Annotated in this window: 12 protein-coding genes; 5 read left to right on the top strand and 7 right to left on the bottom strand. The window is 40.5% G+C overall.

The features are described 5' to 3' along the window. The first annotated feature begins 153 nt into the window (after positions 1 to 153). Both AACZ73_RS01260 and AACZ73_RS01265 read left to right on the top strand, forming a co-directional pair. Positions 154 to 1,467 (top strand): gluconate:H+ symporter, encoded by a 1,314-nt coding sequence (locus tag AACZ73_RS01260; protein ID WP_339874695.1) that lies wholly within the window; start codon positions 154 to 156, stop codon positions 1,465 to 1,467. 25 nt (positions 1,468 to 1,492) lie between these two features. Continuing rightward, positions 1,493 to 1,966 (top strand): RidA family protein, encoded by a 474-nt coding sequence (locus AACZ73_RS01265; RefSeq protein WP_339874697.1) that lies wholly within the window; start codon positions 1,493 to 1,495, stop codon positions 1,964 to 1,966. Here the strand turns inward: AACZ73_RS01265 and AACZ73_RS01270 are convergent. From AACZ73_RS01270 to AACZ73_RS01300, 7 genes are all read right to left on the bottom strand, one after another. Continuing rightward, a complete protein-coding gene (locus tag AACZ73_RS01270) occupies positions 1,963 to 3,357 on the bottom strand; it encodes a transporter substrate-binding domain-containing protein (protein ID WP_339874699.1) in 1,395 nt (464 codons plus the stop codon). The genes AACZ73_RS01265 and AACZ73_RS01270 overlap by 4 nt on opposite strands. Before the next feature lie 121 nt (positions 3,358 to 3,478). Continuing rightward, entirely contained in the window at positions 3,479 to 4,825 is a 1,347-nt protein-coding gene (locus tag AACZ73_RS01275) for a TolC family protein (protein WP_339874701.1), read from the bottom strand. Then, the gene (locus tag AACZ73_RS01280) at positions 4,825 to 7,887 is read right to left on the bottom strand and encodes an efflux RND transporter permease subunit (protein ID WP_339874702.1); all 3,063 of its coding nucleotides are present in this window, start codon (positions 7,885 to 7,887) and stop codon (positions 4,825 to 4,827) included. The genes AACZ73_RS01275 and AACZ73_RS01280 overlap by 1 nt, the downstream gene beginning before the upstream one ends. A gap of 1 nt (position 7,888) precedes the next feature. Further along, positions 7,889 to 8,971 carry an efflux RND transporter periplasmic adaptor subunit gene (locus tag AACZ73_RS01285; protein WP_339874704.1) on the bottom strand — a complete coding sequence of 361 codons (1,083 nt, stop codon included), beginning with the start codon at positions 8,969 to 8,971 and terminating at the stop codon, positions 7,889 to 7,891. Between the two features lie 109 nt (positions 8,972 to 9,080). Continuing rightward, on the bottom strand, positions 9,081 to 9,866 hold the full coding sequence (locus AACZ73_RS01290) for an alpha/beta hydrolase (RefSeq protein ID WP_339874706.1): 786 nt from the start codon (positions 9,864 to 9,866) through the stop codon (positions 9,081 to 9,083). 193 nt (positions 9,867 to 10,059) lie between these two features. Next, positions 10,060 to 11,124, bottom strand: a complete 1,065-nt coding sequence (locus AACZ73_RS01295; RefSeq protein ID WP_339874707.1) for a DUF481 domain-containing protein — start codon at positions 11,122 to 11,124, stop codon at positions 10,060 to 10,062. A gap of 112 nt (positions 11,125 to 11,236) precedes the next feature. Continuing rightward, positions 11,237 to 14,599 (bottom strand): carboxypeptidase regulatory-like domain-containing protein, encoded by a 3,363-nt coding sequence (locus tag AACZ73_RS01300; protein ID WP_339874709.1) that lies wholly within the window; start codon positions 14,597 to 14,599, stop codon positions 11,237 to 11,239. A 344-nt stretch (positions 14,600 to 14,943) separates the two neighbouring features. On the opposite strand from AACZ73_RS01300, the gene AACZ73_RS01305 reads away from it, so the two are divergent. The 3 genes from AACZ73_RS01305 to AACZ73_RS01315 all read left to right on the top strand — a co-directional run bounded on the left by AACZ73_RS01305 (position 14,944) and on the right by AACZ73_RS01315 (position 17,081). Next, a complete protein-coding gene (locus tag AACZ73_RS01305) occupies positions 14,944 to 15,639 on the top strand; it encodes a lysoplasmalogenase (protein WP_339874711.1) in 696 nt (231 codons plus the stop codon). Between the two features lie 187 nt (positions 15,640 to 15,826). Next, positions 15,827 to 16,663, top strand: coding sequence for a DUF2490 domain-containing protein (locus tag AACZ73_RS01310; RefSeq protein ID WP_339874712.1), 837 nt, complete (start codon positions 15,827 to 15,829; stop codon positions 16,661 to 16,663). A 115-nt stretch (positions 16,664 to 16,778) separates the two neighbouring features. Further along, positions 16,779 to 17,081 carry a hypothetical protein gene (locus tag AACZ73_RS01315; RefSeq protein ID WP_339874714.1) on the top strand — a complete coding sequence of 101 codons (303 nt, stop codon included), beginning with the start codon at positions 16,779 to 16,781 and terminating at the stop codon, positions 17,079 to 17,081. Positions 17,082 to 17,232: the final 151 nt, after the last annotated feature.

Consider the following 17,232-nt stretch of genomic DNA (forward strand, 5'->3'; position numbering starts at 1 on the left):
GTGTCCTTGATCAGTAATTAAGCTAATCAGTTAAAATGAGTACCAAAAGCTTTCATTTTTTTAGCTAGCTCCCATTTATACAACAATATCAATTGGTAAAACCCTAATTTGCCAATGTTTTTTATCTTAGCCAGCTAAACCCAACCTATTCCCATGACCATTCTACTTGTACTTCTTAGTATAGCGATCCTTGTTCTATTGATTGTATGGGCTAAGCTCAATCCATTTTTAGCTTTTTTAATTTCCTCTATTTCCGCTGGATTTCTATTAGGCCTTCCTGCTAATCAAATCGCCGGATCTGTACAACGAGGTATGGGAGTGCTTCTTGGCGACTTGGTCATCGTCATTGTAATGGGTGCCATGCTTGGCAAACTCGTGGCGGAATCGGGGGCTGCACAGCGTATCGCAGGGTTTTTGATGAAAATATTCGGACAAAAGCACATAACCTGGGCAATGTCTATCACAGGTTTGGTAGTGGGAATCCCTCTATTTTACAATGTGGGCTTTGTACTTTTAGTCCCCTTGGCATTCACTGTGGCTTATCAATATAAAATCTCAGCAGTCTATGTAGGTATTCCACTTTTGGCGGCGCTCTCTGTGACCCATGGCTTCTTGCCTCCACATCCCTCGCCAGCAGCTTTGGTTGCCCAGTTTGATGCCAATATGGGGCTGACACTTTTCTATGGATTTATGATTGCCATTCCTACGATTGCTCTTGCTGGACCGCTTTTCGCCAGAACGCTAAAGAATATGAAGGCAGAGCCTCTGAAAACTTTCCAGGCAGAGACAAAACCTGAATCTGAGCTTCCGTCCACTTCAAACAGCTTTTTTACGGCGTTGCTACCCGTATTTCTTCTAGTAGGAACTACCGCCCTGAATTTAAATATCTCTCCAGAGAGCAGCCTAGCTCCTCTAATTGCTTTCGTAGCAGATCCGGGGATTGTTATGCTCGTTTCGGTATTGATAGCAACTTATACCCTAGGTCTAAATCGTAACTTCTCCATGAAGGAAATCATGGATCTGTACACAGTGGCGACCAAAGACATCGCAATGATACTTCTGATCGTAGCAGGTGCAGGTGCCTTGAAGCAAATCTTTACTGACACCGGTGTGAGTTTAGTGATAGCCGAAGGCCTTCAAAGCTGGGATATCCACCCACTCATATTGGCTTGGATTATTACAGCCATTATCCGTGTTTGTGTGGGGTCAGCTACAGTTGCAGGTCTCACAACCGCTGGAATCATAGCACCTCTGGTGACAACAATGAATGTGGATCCAAATCTTTTGGTATTGTCCATTGGCGCAGGAAGCTTGATGTTTTCCCATTTTAATGATGCAGGGTTCTGGATGTACAAGGAGTTTTTCAACGTTAGCATCAAAGACACCATCAAATCCTGGTCTCTCATGGAAACCATAGTCGCTGTTTCCGGCTTAGTCGGCGTACTGATCCTTGATATTTTCGTTTAATTTTATTTTCAAAAAACAATACAATATGCAAACTCCAGAAAGCAATTTCTCTAAACTTAATCTCAACCTTCCTCCTGCACCCAAGCCGCTTGGTGTGTACAAGCCCTGCTTAATAGATGGTAAATATCTATACCTTTCTGGCCATGGTACCGTGCAAGATGATGGCAGTCTTATCATTGGAAGAATTGGACAGGACTTGGATATGGAGGAGGGAAAACTGGCAGCTAGACAAGTAGGACTAGCGATGCTTTCTACCATCAAGGCAAACCTGGGCTCGCTCAACCGGGTAAAGCGCGTAATCAAGGTATTGGGAATGGTAAACTGCGTTTCCACTTTTGAGCGCCATCCCTATATCATCAATGGATGTAGCGAACTATTTGCAGAAGTTTGGGGAGAAGAAAACGGAATTGGGGTAAGATCGGCTGTAGGGATGGGAACACTTCCAGACAATATTCCGGTGGAAGTAGAAGCTATGTTTGAGCTACATGAAGGAGCTTAAGGCTCCACCAGCGCCTTATAGGATTCAAATACTGACATCACGTCTTTGACATAATTTACTGCCAGATGTCCTTTGGCAAAACCGCTCTTGACAATAGGATCCCGGTAGTAATCGGGATCACTTTTTAGCTCCAAAAACTTTGAGACGGATGTCCAAGCCTGCGTGTTTTCACCATATTTCAATGTTAATCTCCAGGCATCCTCAACATGCCCGTGCCCAATATTATAGGAAGCCAAAACAAATTTTAGACGCTCAGAAGTATCAGGGACTCTCTCCATCCAAAACTTATCCAAATATCTTAAGTATCTGACACCTCCCATCAAAGACTCTGAGGGATCATTTGGATTATCTACCCCAAACCTTTCAAGTGTGACAGGCATTAACTGCAGTAAACCTTTTGCACCCGCATACGAGGTCGCCACCGTATCAAAACGGGATTCTTTATACACCAAAGATGCCAGCAATCTCCAATCCCAGCCAAGTTGCTCAGCTCCGGTTTTTATAATCTCATCATAAACTGAAATCTGGTTTCCTGCCAGAGATGAAAATGGACTTGTGCTTCTGAAGTAGCTGTTTTTTGAATTCAGAAAATACTTAGCATATAAATCTGGGATAAATCGCTTTTGCTTATCGGTTAGCCAAGTATTTAAAGAACCAAGAAGTTTAGGAGAATTCCCTCGAACTACCCATGAAACATCTCCTTCTTCCTGAACCTTCCACGAAATATCCAGAGTGCCATAATAAGTAGCATTGACTCTAGCAATGTTCTGATCAGCTATTGTCCATTTTATACTTCCCTCCGCCACCTGATCGATCAAGGTTTCCTCATGATTTGGGGTAGGGACAACTGTATAATTTAATTGTAATGAATCTTTAAGATGACAGAGCTGGTCTTTATATACAGCGCCTTCGCGCACATAGATAGTATCTGAAGCGAGCTGATCCCAAGAAGTGATTTTCCCGGAAGATTCATTGCCGACAAGGACTGTACTCATTTTTCCAAGAGGAATAGAGAAAGAAGCTTTGTTGGAACGCTCCCTATTCTGCTCTAAGTTCATAGCAATCAGATCCACTTTTCCATCCTGCAAAAAATCAAATGCCCTATCAATATCTGACACCATGACCAGATGCAACTGTACATTTAATCTTTTGGCTAGGTCCCGAAGCAACTCATATTCGTATCCCATTCTGCGACCACGATAGATATAATATCCAGTGGAATTATTATCCACAGCAGCTCGGATAAATCCACGATTCTGAATTCCAGGAAGGTCAAGAATGTAGGTTTCCTCTTTGGATATCGAGCCAAAGTTCTTCTCTATAAAAGTGCATTGAACACCAAAAAGGAAGAGGATTACTAAAGTGGTAAAGAGAGATAATACTTTTTTCATTCACTAGAGCCGTAAGACTCTGGATGTTACACGAATGCCCTTTGACAAATGCTATGCCAAAAGAATAATGACTTTTTCGTGGAAAAAAGCTCCTAATAAAACGTAGACTCTCTTTTTATCATCAATCTTCCGAGGGCAACTGAAACTCCTCAGCACTATTCTGGAAGAAAATCTTACCTGATAGCCTTCTCAATTCGATTTCCTGCTCTTTAATATTGTAAATCGAGGTAATTAATCGGTTTTCCGCAGTAAGTAGATTTACCTGTGCATCGCGAAATTCCAAATAGGAAGCAATTCCCAATCGGAATCTCTCCAGAGCTATTTCAGAGCTCTCTTTTGCTACTTCATAGTTCTTTTGCTCTACTTCCAGAAGATTACGGTTGGTAGTATAGGTATTAAAAGCACGGTGAATATCAGAGCGGAGTTGAATCTCATATTGGTCAACTGCAAGACCTTGGATTTTCTGCTGAACTTTAGCATTCTGTATTCTTCTGTTCAGGGTAAATCCGTTAAACACATTCAACTGAATATTTCCACCATAGTTGAAACCTGAGCGCTGGTTTTGTATCAAGATTCCCGCATCAGAATTGGATGTATTGGTAGAGTAAGTGCCGTTCAAATTAATCACAGGGAGTCTGGAAGCACGTAGTTCTTTCATTTGCAGATATGCAACATTTTCCTCTCTCTGGGTAATCAAGTATGTTTTATTCTCCAGAAAAGCATTTTCTATAAGATCCTGAAGCAGCAAAGGTTCTCCAATAAGGATAGTATCGTTTACTGTGAATTGCTCATCTGGATTCAAGGCCATCAGTTCGTTAAGATTAACCCTTGAATTTTGGATGACCTGCTCCTGACCTAATAGCAAACTCAAATCGGAATTGTAATCTACTTCGGCCGTAAGAAAGTCGCGTTTTCCAGCTCCCCCTAGAGAATATTGAGCTTCTGCAATATCCAATCTCGCCTGGCTTAGCTCTAATGTTCGCTGAAGCACAGCGTAACGCTGAAGCTCCAACACCAATCTGTAATATGCCGACGAAATATTAGCCACGGTATTCTCCACGGCAACTTTAGCGTCCAATTCTGAAATCTCAGTTAACACACCCAAGCGCTTCATTACTATAAAACTTTCAGGTCTAAACCCATAAATAGCCACCATGCTAAAGTTTTTGGATCTTGACTTTGCGTTATCAATAGTTCTGGGTTCTGGGTCTGTTGCGAAAACCTGCTCCACATTTTCACTACTGAAACTTCTGGTATATGCAGCATCCAAGCTAGGCATCAAGTATTCACCTGCACCAATCCGTTCGTTGCCCTCCAGAATATTCACCGTTTCCACAGCAATTTTTACATCAAGGTTTTTATCCAAACCAATGGTAATAGCTTTCTCCAAATCCAGAGATTCATTGCTTTGGGCATATAAGCTTGTTCCAATAATGCTCAATAAGAGCAATAGGCTAAGTTTCTTCATTAAATTCTGGCTAATCTTCCTTCTTTGGAAGTGAGATAAGTATATATGGCTGGAATCACAAAAAGCGTTAGAATGGTGGCGAAGGTCAATCCACCAATTACGGCGGCTCCCATCGGTACGCGGCTTTCTGCTCCCGCTCCTAGACCTAGAGCGATAGGCAAAATCCCGAGAATAGTGGATAAGCTGGTCATTAAGATCGGTCTGAATCTGGCCACAGCGGCTCCAAAAATTGCCTCGTGAACTGACATTCCCGTGGCTTTTCTCTGATTGGCAAATTCCACTATAAGAATACCGTTTTTAGTTACCAATCCTATCAGCATAATAATACCGATCTGGCTGAAAATATTCAGGGTAAATCCAAAAATCCATAGTGTGAACAAAGCTCCAAAGAGTGCAAGAGGCACTGTAAACATAATAGTAAGTGGATCCAAGAAGCTTTCAAACTGCGCAGATAGCACAAGATAAATAAGGATCAAAGCGAACATGAATGCGAAAAGCAAACTGTTTGAACTCTCTCTGAATTCCTTGGAAGGTCCTGATACATCTGTAGTGAATGACTCATCGAGTACCTCAGCTGCGATGCGGTCCATTTCTTCCAATCCGTCCCCAATCGTATAGCCTTCGGCAAGGTTGGCGGAAACTGTACCTGCTACGAAGCGATTAAAACGATATAATTGAGGCGGAGTACTTTTTTCCGTCACAGTGACCAGGTTATCCAATTGAACCAAAGAACCGTTTTCTGCACGCACATAAAGCATTCTTAGGTTAATTGGCTCATTTCTGTCTTCCAACCTCATTTCACCTACCACTTGATACTGCTTTCCGTTCTTGATAAAATATGCGAACCGCTGTCCCGAATAGGAAAGCTGTAAAGTCCGGGCAATTTCCTGTACCGATACTCCGATATTTCTAGCTTTAGCCCTGTCTATCTCAATTTCAAGTTCAGGCTTAGTGAATTTCAAGTTGATGTCGGAGAAAATGAAGACGGGGCTTTTGCCTACTTCCTCCATAAAGGTAGGAATTACCTCTTTCAACTTATCCAGAGTTGGGGCCTGCAACACATACTGCACCGGTAGGCCTCCACGACTGTTTCCGATGGATTGAGCTTGGGAGGCAAAAGCCTTCACTCCTGTATATTTCTTGAGCTTCTGGTTTATTTCGTTAAAATATTCTCCTTGAGTCTTTTCTCTATTTTCAGCATCCGTAAGTATAAATCGCACGAAGCCAGAATTAGTACTAGAAGAGCCAAATCCTGGTGAAGTCACGGATACCATCCCTCTTACCTCGTCTTTGGGGTAATCAGCATTAAAATCCGCTACCATTTGATCAATGATCTGATCCATGTAGCTGAAGGTAGCTCCCTCCGGGCCATTCATACGGATAACGATTTCTCCCCTATCCTCAGTTGGAGCAAGTTCAGTAGGGATTTCATTGAATAACCAATAGATGCCAAAACCCATCACTATGATCATAACAAAGGAAACCCATCGGAACTGCATAAAGCTGGCAAGGGCGCGGTCATATTTTTCATTTATCCAGACAAAACCAGGCTCCGTGAAATTATAAAATCGGTTATGCTTCTCTCGCTTCTTGAGGAATTTTGAACTCAACATCGGAGTCATCGTCAATGCCACAAAAGAGGAAATAATCACCGCTCCTGCTACCACTATGCCAAATTCACGGAAAAGTCTCCCTATTGTTCCTGTCAAAAATATTACCGGCAAGAATACTGCAGCCAAGGCAACAGTAGTTGCAATTACCGCGAAGAAAATCTCTTCAGAACCCTTTTCTGCTGCTTCCTGTGGATTTTCCCCTTTTTCTATTCGGGAATAAATATTCTCCAACACTACAATCGCATCATCGACTACTAGACCGATTGAAAGTACAATTCCCAACAGGGTCAGCACGTTGATGGAAAAGTCCATGAGGTACATGATAAAAAATACCCCAACCAAAGAAATTGGGATAGTCAGTACCGGAATAAAAGTAGTACGCCAGTCACGAAGGAATAGGAAGATAATTGCGACAACCAATACGAATGCTGTAATGATAGTCTCCTGAACTTCAGATATAGAGCTTCGGATATAGCTAGTCTTGTCAAATCCAATCTCCAGACCTACATCCTCCGGAAGATCTTTCTCTATAAATTCCAATCTTCTATAGAATTCATCAGCAATCTCTATACTGTTTGATCCGGGAAGTGGCACCAATACCACCCCTACCATAGGCACACCGTCTCGCTTAAGAATACTGCGCTCATTCAATGCTGCCAGCTCTGCATTTCCTACATCCTGAAATCTTACAATGTTGTTTTGATCTTCTTTAATGATCAGATCATTGAATTCCTGCGGGGTACTCAGTCTACTTTTGGTACGTACCGAAAGCTCTATGGTCTCTCCTTCGATTCTCCCCGACGGCAATTCTACGTTCTCACTTTGTACTTTGGAAAGTACATCCAATGGAGTCACGCCATAGGACGCCATCTTCAAGGGATCCATTCTCAACCGGATCGCATATTCTTTTTCGCCCCAAATCTGAACACGGCTCACCCCCGGGATTGTCTGAAGTCTCTCTTTGAAAACATTCTCTGCTATGTCAGAAAGATCCAACAGGCTTCTCCCGTCACTTTTCACATTCAAAAACACAATGGGTTCTGAATCAGCATCAGCTTTGGACACTACCGGAGGCTCTGCATCAGGAGGAAGGTTTCGCTGTGCTCCGGATACCTTGTCACGCACATCATTTGCTGCAGCCTCCAAATCCGCCCCCACATCAAATTCCACCGTGATACTGCTTGACCCATCGTTACTGGTAGATGTGAGGGATTTGATCCCTTGGATGCCATTGATCGCCTCCTCTAAAGGCTCAGTGATTTGCGCTTCAATTACATCGGCATTTGCGCCAACGTAAGTAGTACGCACATTGATTACAGGTGGATCTACGCTTGGAAATTCCCTGATCCCCAAAAGTGAAATTCCTATGGCACCGAAAAGCATGATGACAAGTGACATCACGATAGCCAGTACAGGCCTGTTTACACTTATATTGGATAAGCTAGCCATGTTAGTTGATTTGGGTAAATTCTACAGAAGTGCCTGTAGTTGCTTGTAATACACCTGTGGTGAGGACCAGATCTCCTACCTCCAGACCAGAGGTGATCTGTACGTGGGTATCTGTACGTGTACCTATCTCTACGGTACGTTCTTCGGCTTTGTTATCAGCCCCGACTATAAACACTTTATATCCTTGTAACTCAGGTATCACGGATTCGGAAGGGACCATCAAGGCATTTTCCGTCTCGCCCAGTACAAAACGAATTCTTACGAACATTCCAGGCAAATATTTTCTTTCTTTATTCGGGCTTTCGGCACGAAGCTTCAAGGTACGCGTAGCAGCATCAATCTGTGGTTCAAAAGCGTATACTTTGCCTACCACTTCCTCAGGTGAGGACTCGTTGGAAAAAAAGATAGAAGATCCTACAGTCACTTGATTTGCGTAGCGCTCAGGAATAGAAAACTCAATCTTAATCGGGTCAATGTTCACAAAGTTTGCGATGATATCACCAGTTCCGATTACACTGCCCTCACTTACCTGTCTCAATCCCAATATCCCATTAAATGGTGCTCTGATAATAGTTTTGGAAAGTTGGGCTTCTACTAATTTTAGATCAGATAATGTGGTATTGTATTGGTTCAAGACAATATCGTATTCCTCCTGACTTATAGCCTCCCGCGCCAACAATTGCTTTTGTCTGTTTTCCTGACTTTCGAAAAGTTTCTGAGTATACTGAAGACGTTGGAATTGCGCCTGTAATTCATCGTCATTCAGATAAAGTAACGGAGTCCCTTTACTCACATACTCCCCTTCCTTAAATGTTATTTTGGTGATTAGACCAGAAATCTCAGATCTGAGGTCTACAGACTCATTTGGTATGATAGTACCTGTGATTGAGAGTTGATTTCTCAAGGTCTCTCTCTCAAGTTTCACCACTTTTACAGGCAAATTAGCAGGAGTACCTGGCCCCGCACCTACAGATGCCACACCTGTATCATTGCTCTTCCGGCTATCCATTCTTGGGTAGAAATATGCAACGGCTGCAATAACGACAACCGCAATGATCAATATGGTCTTAGTTTGCTTTTTCATCTGCTGATTATTGCTTTGTTATGGTCAGATGGAATCTCGCTTGATAGATATTCATCCCATTTTTTGATAGTTGGAGTTTTGCTCGATTTCATGTAGAAAAGTAATAGGCTTAAAGGGTTTGATTTTGAAGAAATGCGAGTGATAGCCTGTTAAATTCTTCAGGTCTTTCCACGTTTACCACATGTCCGCACTTACTCAAAATTTTTAGTACTGAATTCGTATGCGTTTTTATTATTTTCTTAACTGGTTCCAAAAACATTATATCCTGATCCCCCATTACATACAATGTAGGTATTCCCAAATCGGATTCCTTGAAATACCTCAAGAGCGGGTTGATATCCTTCGTCAGCCGAAACCAACGTATGAATTCCTTCTGACAGAGTTTTTGAGCTTCCCGGACAAACAGATTTCTAGATTCTGCGTGTTGCTTTCTAGGCATAACAACGAAAGCAAATAATCTATATAACCACATGTAAGGAATCACACGCTTAAAAGCGTTTCCCAAAGAAACCAAAATCCTGGATTGGACGGTGAGACGGGTGACTGCCCCTGCCATCACAAGCGATTTTACCCGCCATTGCTCCAGCTCAGCCAATTGCCTTACGATGATTGTTCCTAGCGATACACCCATGAAATGAGCCGGAGGAATTTTCAAATAATCCAATACTTCAATAATATCTTCAGTCACTCCCTGGAAAGTATATTCTTTATTATAAATCGCCTGCGGAATATCAGCTGATTTACCATGTCCCCTCAGGTCAATGAGCAATAAATTATACTTTTCTCTGAAATCTTTAAGCTGTTTAAACCAAACAGCCGAAGACCCGCCAGCCCCATGGATAAACACTACCCATTCCTTACTCAACGAATGAGAAAATATTTTATAATATAACATGGTTGGTTAACCTACAGACTTATCTTAAGGTTGTTAGAAAACAAAAATAACTCGGAATTGGCAGTAAAATCGAATAAAACTTACTGATGGCAAATCTTCGCTACTAATGGAAAAAATACAGGATGCTCTATGTAAAAGGCAAGTTATCACCCATGCTAACGAGCCATTTTAGCAAGGCAAGCTAAAGCTTGTTTTACAACTCCCATCCAACCGTTGTTTGAAAAACGTAATCGAGGCTGGTAGCTCCTTCAATCGGTTGATTATCAAAGTTCATCGTCGTACCCACTTTTATATAGAAATCATCCAAAAAATCATATTTGACATCCAGGCTAAAATCTGTCCTGAATCTATTCTTTTCTGTTAACGATGGATATGCTGTCAAGGTGGTCAATAAATTCAAATCTCCAATGTCATATAAATTCAATTGCGTGCCTAGCATAACTTCCCCGGAATTTCTGGACGGTGTATCATCAAAGTAAGATTCTGAGTTCAAGTTGATCCCTGTCTGAAAGCCAAAATAGGTTTTATTAGTATGGATAATATATTTACCCAAACCGATTTGATTACCTAACCGACTTCTGATAAGCTGTTCAGTATTGGATAAATAAGTAAGGTTATAAAGTAAGTACCAATCCCTTTGGAGAAAATAATTGAATGCAAACGTGCCATCAGTACGCTTGATATCATTCACTTCATCCTGAGTGGAACGGATGGAATTATAAGATGCGGTAGCTTTCCAACGGTCAGCCAAGTATCCCAGACCACTTCGAATATTGAATTGTTGAAGGTTATTAGCTTTAGTCAAGCTCCAGCCAATATCAAAGTTGGCTGACAGCCTACTCCAAAATCCCTCATCCACAGCATTTAGATACACCACGGAGCTCAATGGAACTGTCTCTATCAAGTCTGTCTCTTTGTCAATGACCTCTGATTTCTTCAATTTTAAAATCTTTGTCGGATCATAATAATCAATACGCACATTTATAGAATCAAGGGAATTCAACTTTCCATTGAATCTACGCCCATCCGTAAGGGTAATCAGGAAATTAGTCTTGGAAGAAATACGTCTTATTTTATTCCAAGTCACCTTAAAATCCTCGTCGGAATAATCAGTCTCTATAGTCAATACACCCTTATCCATGGATTTGATTTCCCCTACGACGATGTTTCTGTTATTTAATAAAAGTGAGTCTTCCTGAGCTGAAGCATAAGATAAAACAGTGAAAACAAATAGTAAAAAAAATAAACTTTTTTTCATGATAGAAATTTATTTGTCTCTTGAAAATACAAAAAATACGCTCAAAATTTCAGTATAAAATAAAAAAAGCACCCCAGAAATGGGATGCTTTTATTTAGTAGGAAATATACTTTTAGAATATATATCTCAAACCTATCTGCATGCTCCAGGTGGTAGAGAAATTACTTACATTCTGGTAAGGTGATGTTGGTAATTGACCTGAAACTTGGTTCATCACATAGTTAGGGTTTGCACTAACTGCGCCAGAGCGAGAAAGAAGGTTTTGAGCTCCGTTAGTTCTTTGCTGAATTCCCCAATCCTTATTTAACAGGTTGCCGAAGTTCACTACATCCAAACTAACCTGTAGAGTGTTTCTTCTTTCACCGATATTTGTAAAGATATCCTGAAGAACCCTCACATCGAATCTGCTCAACCAAGGCTGCACAATAGCATTTCGAGGCACATATTTGCCTCTGTATTCTTCCAGGTCATTGTCAGCTACATACTGATCAAATGCATCTCTTTGCTGCTGAGCAGTGTAAACTACATTGCCATTAGATACGATATCAACAAAGTTGAAATCTGCGGTATTCTCAGGGATATAAAGTAGATCGGCATTAATACCGTCACCATTTAGATCGTTTCCGTAAGTATAAGAAAGTCTACCTTGATTGGCACCTGAGTAGTACACACCTACAGTGGTTGCAAACATATTGGCATATTCAATTCTATAGCTCATGTTTGCCACTAATCTATTTGGCAAAGCGAAGTCAGAAATATTCAGACGTTGATCATTTGGAGAGTTGATGTTTGGAGAAGCTCCCCATGCAGAACTTGCACTGGATCCTGAATTAGAGCTTACTTCTTTAGCTGCGGAGTAAGTGTAGAACACACTACCAGAGAAGCCATTATATTCAGGGACTGATAGACCCAAAGTGGCGCTAAATGCATGACCTTTTACATCCGTATTAGTCAAGATAGTTGCGTTATTAGCACCCAATGCTGAGTTATAAGCTATATTAGTGGCTGGACGAACATTTGGTATTGCTGGCAAAACCACTTCTCTATCATCGCCTGCACTATTCATTTTGTCTGGAGAGATTGCTCTGTTAGCTCCGAACTGGAATACACCATTGATGTCTTTGGTGTAGAGGAGATCAGCAGTCAACATAAATGGAGAATCCCCCAATTGGTAATCAGCTCCTAAACTTGATCTCCAGACCATAGGCATTCTGAAATCTGTGTCAACCAAAGCAAATGAGTTAGGCGCACCTTGAGTAGGGTTCTTGATGAATACATTTTCAGCACCTGCAGGCGGATTCTCTACATAATAGTATTTTTCAGGCTGGAATCTCACATTTCCGATCCATTCTTCAACATCTGCATAGTCACCTGGCTCTATCGTATTTTGAAGAACACCAGCTCCTGTTGGCATATTTGTTAACCATACAAATGGAACTCTACCAGAGAAGATACCTGTACCACCTCTAACGATTAAGCTTCTATCACCCATTACGTCATAGTTGAACCCAAATCGTGGAGATAACATCACACGGGATTTTGGCCAGCTTCCTGAATCGTAATTTTTCGGTTGATAATCTGTATCTAATAAAGTAAGATCATTGATCGCTTCGTTTGGAGTGAGATCGTTCAAATAAATAGGCAATTCAGCCCTCAAACCAAGCGTCAAAGTCAATTGATCATTTACCGCAAACTTGTCTTGTGCGTAAAGAGAGGCCAAACCGAAGTTTACTCTAGCATAAGTCTCCTGACCTTCGTATGGATAAGTCAGACCGAACATAATTGGAGCTACTTCATTTGGAGTTCCAGTAGTCAAGAAATCTTCAACAGAAGCATATCTGTAATAAGAAGTACCCATTCTCACGAAAGAGTTACCAAATTTCTGGATTTCAAATGCGGCACCTCCTGTGATCGTATGACGTCCTTCAGTATAAGTCAAGTTGTTGATAAAAGAGAAATTATCATTTATCACATCATTGTTATAGGAGAATAGCTCAGTACCAAAAGATATGTAGTTCCAAGTACCGTCACCTCTTCCTCCACCATCCCAGATATCCACCATAGGGAATTCTGCACCTGGTGTAGTTCTAGTATCTTGAATTTTAGAATAAGTAGCCAAGAACTGGTTAGAAATCTTCGGACTGAAATAAGAGTTTAATTCAGCGGTTACAGAACGTACTGTATTTTCGAAACCGTAAGCTGCGTTTTCAAAAGACATAGAGTTTTGACTAACTCTTTGTGCTGAATTTGGAGTTCTAGGTCTTGGACCTGAAGACCCGTTTGTAATCTGAGGTGAAGTACCTACAACTTGGTTGTAACGAACTGCTAGCTTATGCTTGTCACTGATGTTCCAGTCAATTCTAGCCAAAAACTTAGTGCTTGACTGCTCAGCTTCATTAGCAAAACCCTGGTACCTACCTGGGTCGTATCCCCACTGGTTGATCAAGTGACTTTGAACAGCTTCAAGATCAGCCACAGTAGTTCTTGCGATATTGTTCTCAGGATCAGCTACACCGTTGGTAGAAGCTCTCCACAAGTTTGCTCCAGAAGCATTAGCACCTGTGTTTGTTTCTCTCTCCGCATTTACAAAGAAGAATAATTTGTTTTTGATGATTGGGCCACCTAATCTAAAACCAAAGTTATTAGTAGCAGCATCAACTGCCTCTAGTTCCGCATCTTCGATCTTCTTACCTTGTAGATCTTGGTTTTTGTTGAAATAGTAGGCAGAACCCGTAAATATGTTTGTCCCACTACGAGTTACAGCATTGATACCAGCACCGGTGAAACCAGATTGTGTGACATCAAAAGGAGCAATGTTTACCGAAATTTGCTCAATTGCATCTAGAGAAATAGGCTGAGAGTTCCCACCTGGAAGTGGATTGCTGCTTAGACCAAATCCATTATTGAAATTTGCTCCATCAACCTGAAGGTTGTTATATCTAGAATCTCGACCCGCGAAAGATGTACCGTTAGCCTGTGGAGTTAATCTAGTAAACTCAGTCACAGATCTGTTGATCTGAGGAAGATCGGTCAATTGTTTGGTTGAAATACTTGTAGAAGTACCAGTTTTGTTGGAATCAAATTCAGAAGATTTTGATGCTGATACGATTACTTCTCCTAGCTCAGTGCTATCATCATTCAATGTAGCCGAAAGTGAATAGGGTTCACCCAATCTAAGGACTACGTTGCTATATGCTGCGGCTTGATATCCAATGAAGCTCACCTGAATAGTATAAGGTCCGCCGATTCTCATGTTCGGAATAGTAAACCTCCCATCTAAATTTGAAACTGCTCCGTAACGTGTGCCCGAAGGCTCGTGAGTTGCGACTACATTCGCTCCAGGAAGTGCTTCGCCTTGCGCGTCTACCACTTGCCCAACCACCGAACTCGTGGTGACTTGTGCTTGAGATACCCCGATACTGGCCATAATCACCAATACGAGAGCCATCAAACTTTTAAGTAAATTTTGCCTCATAATTTGTACGTTTTGATATAAGTTGGTTTGAAAATATTCCTTGCAAAGGTAAATTCACCCAGAGTCAAGTACGGGTAGCTACCGTTAAGTTTTGTCCTTCAAATTTCACAAATTTTAACTATTTGTTAACATAGAAAGGTGAATAAAATTCTGTTTTATATCCTTTAAAAAAATTTTATCTATCCTTTAACTGGTAAAACTATATGTATTTTAGAATAAAAATTGGAAACTAAGGAAAAATCCAGGTTTTGATAAATCGTCTATTTACAGCATTTAATTCTGATTTAGAAGAATAGGCAAATGATACTTCCAACTATACACATTTCAACAAAATAATAATCCCATTGAAAAAGAAAAGCATTCTATGGCTTTACCTGTTCTTATTTGCAACTTTAGCGGATATGGCATTTATCCTTGAACAAAAAAATGAGCTAAGATTTTTTTCCAAACCTCTGATAATTTCAGGCTTAGCACTGTATTTCTACTCTATAACTAAACCTATTTCCTCAACTTTACTAGCAAAATCCATATTAGCAGCTTTAATTTTCTCCCTAGTTGGGGATATTTTACTTTTATGGGATCACCTTTTTATATACGGAATAGGAGCCTTTTTCCTAGCTCAAATTTGCTTCATCATAGGATTCAAGGTCGCTCAAAAAGCGCCCGAATCAATTATGAATGTGAACTTCATCAAGACATTTTTCATCAATCTCCCGATTTATTTCTTTGCAGCTTTTCTTTTCTATATGATCAATCCAAACTTAGGAGCATTGAAATTTCCAGTGATTGTGTACATCATTATAATTGTAAGTATGGTCACCACTGCGCGAGATCGTTATGGCAAATGTAATCCAGCTTCCTTTTGGCAGGTATTTATCGGCGCCTCGCTCTTTTATTTTTCAGATGCGTGTATCGCAATGAACAAATTCTATCAACCATTTGATGATGCAGGAATTATTATCATGGGCACATATGCCATCGCTCAGTTGATGATAGTAATGGGGATAAGATCCCACATCCTACAGCCTACCTTAAAATGAGATGGATTCAGAAGCTAATGTACTTAGCTCTAAGGTAATGGATAAAGGGTTGACTTTTAAGCTTAAGGTATTTGCAATTAAAATATCCAGCTTTTGCACAACCCCTAAGCATTAATTTAAATCATGCTTAATAGCACATATAAATTTCCAATTTAAGTAGATTTAGACTGGTCTATTGAAAAAACAAATGAGATCAATCAACATAAGATTTGGAAAGAAAATTATATCCAAAATAGCTTGCTTCTTTATAATATTTTGGGGGTTGAATCCAACAGACGCTATTTCTCAATCTGAACCAGGGTATGAAATAGGGTTTATACCTGCATCCATTTCAGAAATAGATGTAGCCTTTCCTCTGATGGAGAAATGGAAGATTTCTGGACAGGTAGATGTGCAGCTGGTGACTCAAGGGGCCTATTCCAATTCAAACCCCTATGCTTATGTTCAGCGTTTTGTGGTGCGCCCTTGGTTAATTTACTCGGGTTTTAAACATATGAAATTTTACGTGGGGTATGCCCGCAATAAAAAGTACGAAATAGAAGAAGCTGGAAATCCGGAAATTCTAGAGCGTCGATTGATCCTGATGGGAACCTACATGCAAAAAATGCCAAAAGGAAGTCTCTTTGAGCAAGTACGTTTTGAGACTAAATTCTTTGACGACAAAAACGGCATAAAGCGAATTATTCCACGGTTGAGAGGACGATTTGGAGTCAATCATTATTTGAATCAAGGCGATAATCCAATATTCCTATCACATAACATCTCCTATTATACGGAGATCATGTTCAAATTTGCTTCGAAGGATTATGCACCAGACCGCTTCGATATTCTACGGCAATCGGTCTATTATTCGGCTGGACTTACAGACAACTTAACAGTGCTGACAGGGATCATAGCACAGATGCAACTACGGAGCAATGGAAGCCAGTTTGATGTGTACTATGGACCCACTATAGCATTGAAGTGGAACTTCCAACCGAAGATAAGGGAGACTTTTGATATGGTGAATAGCGGTAATGACTGATACTTAATAAAGTCACAGTTCAAAAAAGTAAGGGTGCACTCTTTTTAAAGTGCTTTTTTTATGCCTAATTTTTTAATATTTTGAGGAGTATAATCAACACTTAACTTTTAGCCAAATGGTGAAAATTAAAAAAATTGGAGTTTCTTCGGCAGCAAAAATCTATGGACTGACCTTAGGCGCTTTAGGATTTGTTATCGGTATTTTTTACGCAATATTCCTATCTGCATTTTCTGGCATACTTGGATCCTCAATGAATTTGGGTGCAATTGGACTTATTATGCCCATAGTTTTTCCAATAATGTATGGAATCATAGGTTTTGTGGTTGGAGCATTAGGCGCAGTTATTTACAATTTTGTAGCTTCTAAAATTGGAGGTTTGGAAATCCAGCTTTCTAAAGAGGATGAGATTCCTTTATAATAATAGTTTAAAAGGTCCAAGTCTGAAGACTTGAACCAACTGCATAAAGAATTTAAAATAGGTTTCGACTTCACTCAGCCTGACAGTTAATAACTGTAACTTATACTCAGCGTTAAAACCAAAAAAGGCTGCCAATTGGCAGCCTTTTTTA

Origin of the sequence: uncultured Algoriphagus sp. (genome assembly GCF_963974835.1) — a bacterium.
Lineage (GTDB): Bacteria > Bacteroidota > Bacteroidia > Cytophagales > Cyclobacteriaceae > Algoriphagus.

Coding starts and splice junctions, on each gene's coding strand:
- AACZ73_RS01270 (WP_339874699.1), bottom strand. CDS start 3,357: ATGAAAAAAGTATTATCTCTCTTTACCACTTTAGTAATCCTCTTCCTT.
- AACZ73_RS01280 (WP_339874702.1), bottom strand. CDS start 7,887: ATGGCTAGCTTATCCAATATAAGTGTAAACAGGCCTGTACTGGCTATC.
- AACZ73_RS01265 (WP_339874697.1), top strand. CDS start 1,493: ATGCAAACTCCAGAAAGCAATTTCTCTAAACTTAATCTCAACCTTCCT.
- AACZ73_RS01295 (WP_339874707.1), bottom strand. CDS start 11,124: ATGAAAAAAAGTTTATTTTTTTTACTATTTGTTTTCACTGTTTTATCT.
- AACZ73_RS01310 (WP_339874712.1), top strand. CDS start 15,827: ATGAGATCAATCAACATAAGATTTGGAAAGAAAATTATATCCAAAATA.
- AACZ73_RS01315 (WP_339874714.1), top strand. CDS start 16,779: ATGGTGAAAATTAAAAAAATTGGAGTTTCTTCGGCAGCAAAAATCTAT.
- AACZ73_RS01260 (WP_339874695.1), top strand. CDS start 154: ATGACCATTCTACTTGTACTTCTTAGTATAGCGATCCTTGTTCTATTG.
- AACZ73_RS01290 (WP_339874706.1), bottom strand. CDS start 9,866: ATGTTATATTATAAAATATTTTCTCATTCGTTGAGTAAGGAATGGGTA.
- AACZ73_RS01285 (WP_339874704.1), bottom strand. CDS start 8,971: ATGAAAAAGCAAACTAAGACCATATTGATCATTGCGGTTGTCGTTATT.
- AACZ73_RS01275 (WP_339874701.1), bottom strand. CDS start 4,825: ATGAAGAAACTTAGCCTATTGCTCTTATTGAGCATTATTGGAACAAGC.
- AACZ73_RS01300 (WP_339874709.1), bottom strand. CDS start 14,599: ATGAGGCAAAATTTACTTAAAAGTTTGATGGCTCTCGTATTGGTGATT.